This window comes from Paraburkholderia tropica (genome assembly GCF_900109265.1).
Classification (GTDB): domain Bacteria; phylum Pseudomonadota; class Gammaproteobacteria; order Burkholderiales; family Burkholderiaceae; genus Paraburkholderia; species Paraburkholderia tropica.
Window position 1 is genome coordinate 1 of sequence record NZ_FNZM01000053.1, and the last position, 4,638, is coordinate 4,638.

General features: G+C 59.4%; 5 protein-coding genes and 1 pseudogene. All 6 read left to right on the plus strand.

Annotation, left to right across the window (positions count from 1 at the left end; all coding sequences use genetic code 11):
- The coding region (locus tag BMY06_RS37925; RefSeq protein WP_074987907.1) for an FMN-dependent NADH-azoreductase at positions 1 to 594 on the plus strand (594 nt) is incomplete at its 5' end.
- 4 nt (positions 595 to 598) lie between these two features.
- The gene (locus BMY06_RS37930) at positions 599 to 1,252 is read left to right on the plus strand and encodes an NAD(P)-dependent oxidoreductase (RefSeq protein ID WP_074987908.1); all 654 of its coding nucleotides are present in this window, start codon (positions 599 to 601) and stop codon (positions 1,250 to 1,252) included.
- 29 nt (positions 1,253 to 1,281) lie between these two features.
- Positions 1,282 to 2,193: an oxidoreductase gene (locus BMY06_RS37935; protein ID WP_074987911.1), complete on the plus strand. Its 912-nt coding sequence runs from the start codon at positions 1,282 to 1,284 to the stop codon at positions 2,191 to 2,193.
- 29 nt (positions 2,194 to 2,222) lie between these two features.
- On the plus strand, positions 2,223 to 2,858 hold the full coding sequence (locus tag BMY06_RS37940) for a DsbA family oxidoreductase (protein WP_074987909.1): 636 nt from the start codon (positions 2,223 to 2,225) through the stop codon (positions 2,856 to 2,858).
- A gap of 531 nt (positions 2,859 to 3,389) precedes the next feature.
- Complete coding sequence (locus tag BMY06_RS37945; RefSeq protein WP_074987910.1) at positions 3,390 to 4,328, plus strand: IS5 family transposase; 939 nt, start codon at positions 3,390 to 3,392, stop codon at positions 4,326 to 4,328.
- A gap of 4 nt (positions 4,329 to 4,332) precedes the next feature.
- Positions 4,333 to 4,638 (plus strand): annotated as a pseudogene (locus BMY06_RS37950) (IS6 family transposase); the annotation flags it as partial.

The following is a 4,638-nucleotide window of genomic DNA, read 5'->3' on the forward strand; positions in this document are numbered from 1 at the left end:
TCCAGCCCGCGCGGGACTGACAGCCTGTCCACCCGTTTCGCCACCGAAATCGCCGAAGGCATCCAGACCCGTTCGGGCGGCCCGCTGACCGTGCGCGACCTGACCGCGAATCCGCCGCCGCACATCACACCGGCCTACATCCAGGGCCGGATCACGTCGCCCGAAGATCGCACGCCGGAACAGGTCGCGGCAGTGAAGGTCGCGCAAGATCTGGTCGACGAGTTGAAGCTCGCCGACGTGATCGTGCTCGGTTCGGGCATGATCAACTTCGGTCCGTCCTCGCAGCTCAAGGCGTGGTTCGATCACGTCACCTGGCCGCGCGTCACCTTCGGCTACGGCGATACCGGGCCGAAGGGGCTGCTGACGGGCAAGAAGGTCTATCTCGTTACCGCTAGCGGCGGTGTGTTCTCGGAAGGCGCCTGGGCACCGTTCGACTTTCAGACCAACTATCTGCTGCACCTGCTCGGTTTCATCGGCCTGACCAACGTTGAAGTGGTGCGTGTCGAAGGTACTGTTTTAGGCCCCGATGCAGTGAAGGTCGCCATCGCCAACGCCGAAACAGCCATCAAGGCCTTACTGGCGACGGCTGCGTGACCTCATGGCCGGGAAAAAAACCATCGCGCTGTTCGGCGCAACCGGGCCGACCAGAAGGCACGTCATCGAGGAAGCCCTGAAGCAGGGCTACAACCTGTCGGTCTATACGCGCGACGCAAGGAAACTCGCGTCGTTCGCGGGAAGGGTCGACATCGTTGTCGGCGACCTGCAGGACCAGCGTGCCATTGCGAAGTGCGTCCAGGGGGCTGATGCGGTCATTAGCGCCCTGGGTCCCAACAGTCTCAAGGTGCAAGGCGACAAGCCGGTCATGCACGGCTTGACCCACATAATCGCCGCGATGAAGCACGCAGGCGTGCGTCGTCTTATCCAGATTTCTACGGCTGCCTATCGTGATCCCAGCGACGGCTTTGCCATCAAAACCCATGCGTTCGCGCTGCTGTTCAAGGTTATCGCGCGCAAGGGGTATGAGGACATCAAGGCGACTGGCGAACTGGTCGCCAATTCGGACCTGGACTGGACACTGGTACGCATCCCGAACCTCCAGGATGGTCCTGCCGATGGCAGCGTGGACGTAGGTTGGTATGGAAAGGCCAAACTCAGCATGAAGCTTTCCAGAGGCAATCTTGCGAAGTTCCTGGTTGACCAGGTGACCGACACGAAGTTCGTGCGTGCCGCGCCGGGCATCGCTAACCATTGACCCAGCAACGTCTCGACAAGGTTCACGCCATGAGCGGATTTACCCATGCTGATGTCCCCGATCAATCGGGAAAGACCTTTATCGTCACCGGCGCCAACACCGGCATAGGTTTTGAAATAGCAAGTACGTTGGCGACGCGGCGAGCCAGGGTGCTTCTCGCGTGCCGTGACGAGCGGAAAGCGGAAGCCGCGATTAGCCGGATTCGTCTGAAGACCCCTGAAGCGAATCTCGCCTTCCTGCCGCTTGACCTCGCAGACCTGGCGAGCGTGCGCAACGCAGCAAAACTGGCCGAAATGGAACCGCGCATCGACGCGCTCATCAATAATGCGGGCGTGCAAGGGCCGAAGCTAAAACACACGGCGCAAGGCTTCGAGCTGACATTCGGCGTCAATCATCTCGGGTGCTTTGCGTTCACCGCGCTCATGTTGCCCAAGCTCGCGGAAACATCCGGATCGCGCATCGTTGTCACGAGCAGCGGTCTGCACAGGAACGCGAAGATCGAGTGGGACGATCTTGATGCGCAGAAGAGCTACAAATGGATGCCTCGCTATGCAGCCAGCAAGCTGGCGAATCTGCTTTTTATCTTTGAGCTGGATCGGCGACTGCGAGCGGCAGGCACACCTGTTACGGCGGTGGCCTGCCATCCAGGCCTTGCCGGAACCAACCTTGCGCGCGACAGCTGGTGGGGCAGCGTCGCCATGTCATTGATCGGCCTGTTTTTCAACACGCCGGCTCAGGGCGCGTGGGGTGCATTGCAGGCGGCGACCGGACAAATAAGGTCCGGCGGCTATTACGGGCCGACGAAAACGTTCGAATTGAGAGGCCCTTCCGGTGAATGCACTCCGTCGCAGGACGCACGGAATCCAGAACTCGCAAGACGACTGTGGGACCTATCGGTTCAACTGACCGGAATCGATGCCGAACTACCTTCGAATTCATAGCGCGAAGATCAGATCACGAGAACAGGGTTATGCGAATAGACCTCTATACTGAAATCACATGCCCGTGGTGCATCGTCGGGCATCACCGTCTCGATAAAGTGCTGGCGGAGCGTTTCCCCAACCTGGCCGTCGACATTCGGCAGCATCCAGTCCTGCTACTGCCAGATGCGCCGCCAGGCGGCCTCTACATTCCCGACTTGCTGCGCTCGCGCTACGGCATAACCGATCCCAAAATCGCCTTTGCTCGCCCTGAGGGAGAAGCCCGCGCTTCGGGCTTCGATCTGGATCTTGGCCGCCAGCTCTGGGCCTATCCGACTCAAGCTGCTCATGCCGTGATTCTGGCAGCCGCTGGGCGTGACACGCAGCACAGGCTCGCCGTTGCAATCACTGACGCTTACTTCATCGAAGCGAAGAATATTTCCGATGCCGACGTATTGGCCGACATCGCAGCCGACTACGGTTTTGACCGCGACCAGGCTCGTGCTATCGCGCTTGATCCTGCACAACACCGCCGCGTCGAGCAGGAAGCGGCCAAGTCGGCCGGTGCCGGTGTCCGTTCGGCTCCTCACTTTGTCTTTGGGGGAAGCATCGCCATCAATGGAGGGCGCAGCGAAGACGAGCTTGCTGCGGCAATACAGGCGGCTTCCGGCGCAATCTCTCTGTGACGCGGCATCCTCAAATCCAATGACCCGGAACTCGGCACGTCAGGTCGATAAGGTTCTGTGGCACTGTTGACTGTGTTGGCCGATGCCCGACCAAAAAGACAGGCCCTCGGATGACCGCAGTACTTCAAGAAGCGACAAAGGGACCGCAATCTTACGACTGACCGCAACGGGTCGGGAGTGTGCGTTGACGACCGGCCGCTTTCGGGAGGCGAAAGCCTAACGGCCGCTTTCGGGCGATGAGTTTGAAGCGCGGATGGACTCAGTCCGACCCGGAGCCGTCGTTGGGATCAGCGCCAATGGAAGGGCCGCTTTCGACGCGTTAGCTGTCGTCCGGCGTTGGATGGTCACTCTACTGCTCGGACTGTGCTGCGCAGTTGGCACAGGCACTTGCCGCGTCTCGCTGGTTGAATTAAGCTCTGCGAAATGAACCAATTTATCCTCAACTCGATTATTAGGGAAGGTCTGCAAAAGTCCTGGCGTTGACGTCTGGGTCGACTATCCTGGGAGAAGGCAAGTTTCAGGGGTTCCCCGATGACACAGCTTGGTCTGGGTCTGGATCTTTCAACGAAACGCACGCGCAAGCGGGAATTTCTCGATGAGATGAGGCGGGTTGTGCCATGGTCGAGATTGATTGCGTTGATCGAACCGCACTATCCAAGGGGTAAGACTGGAAGGCCGCCGTTTCCTATTGCGACGATGCTGCAGATCCACTTCATGCAGCAGTGGTTTGGTCTGTCAGACCCGGCGATGGAAGAGGCGCTTTATGACGTGCCGCTGTATCGTGAGTTTGCTGGGCTGGACGAGGGCATGACGCGTTTGCCTGACGAGAGCACGATTCTCCGGTTCCGGCACCTTCTCGAAACGCACGGCCTGGCTGCGCAGATGCTCACGCTGGTCAATGAGATCCTGAGCGGGAAAGGCCTGATGCTGAAGGCAGGCTCGGCGGTCGACGCCACCTTGATTTCCGCGCCCAGTTCGACGAAGAACGGCTCCGGCAAACGGGACCCGGAGATGCACCAGACGAAGAAGGGAAATCAATGGTATTTCGGGATGAAAGCGCACATCGGAGTGGACGCAGAGTCGGGTCTGGTCCACACCGTTATTGGTACGGCGGCCAACGTCCACGACATCAATGCGGCCGAAGCGCTGTTGCACGGCCAGGAAAAGGATGTGTACGCTGACGCCGGATATCAGGGTATTGAGAAGCGCTGTCAGGCAAACCCGGTACGTTGGCATGTCGCGATGCGACCAGGCAGACGTCGACAACTGAACCTGAACGATCGTCTGGACGCGATATTCGACCAGATTGAACGCCTGAAAGCGGGCATCCGCGCCAAGGTTGAACATCCGTTTCGCGTACTCAAGCAGCAGTTTGGCTATACGAAGACCCGGTACCGAGGGTTGTTGAAGAACACCGCGCAGATCACGACACGGCACTGTCAGGTTGCTGGAGGTGTGGCAGTAGAATGAAGCGATGAAGAAGACGAAATCGCTTTATCACGGCCACCGCTTCCCCGCTATCGTCATCAGCTGCGCCGTTCGCTGGTACTTCCGGTTCAGCCTGAGCCTGCGCGACATCGAAGAGTTGTTGCTCGAGCGTGGCGTCGTGGTCACATACGAAACCATCCGTTGCTGGTGCGACAAGTTCGGCGCTGGATTCGCTAAGTGCGCCAAGGCGGCGCGGCGCAAGCCAGCCAACACCTGGCATTTAGACGAGATGTTCGTGACGCTACGCGGCGAGCCGTATCTGTTGTGGCGAGCGGTTGACGAGCATGGTGCT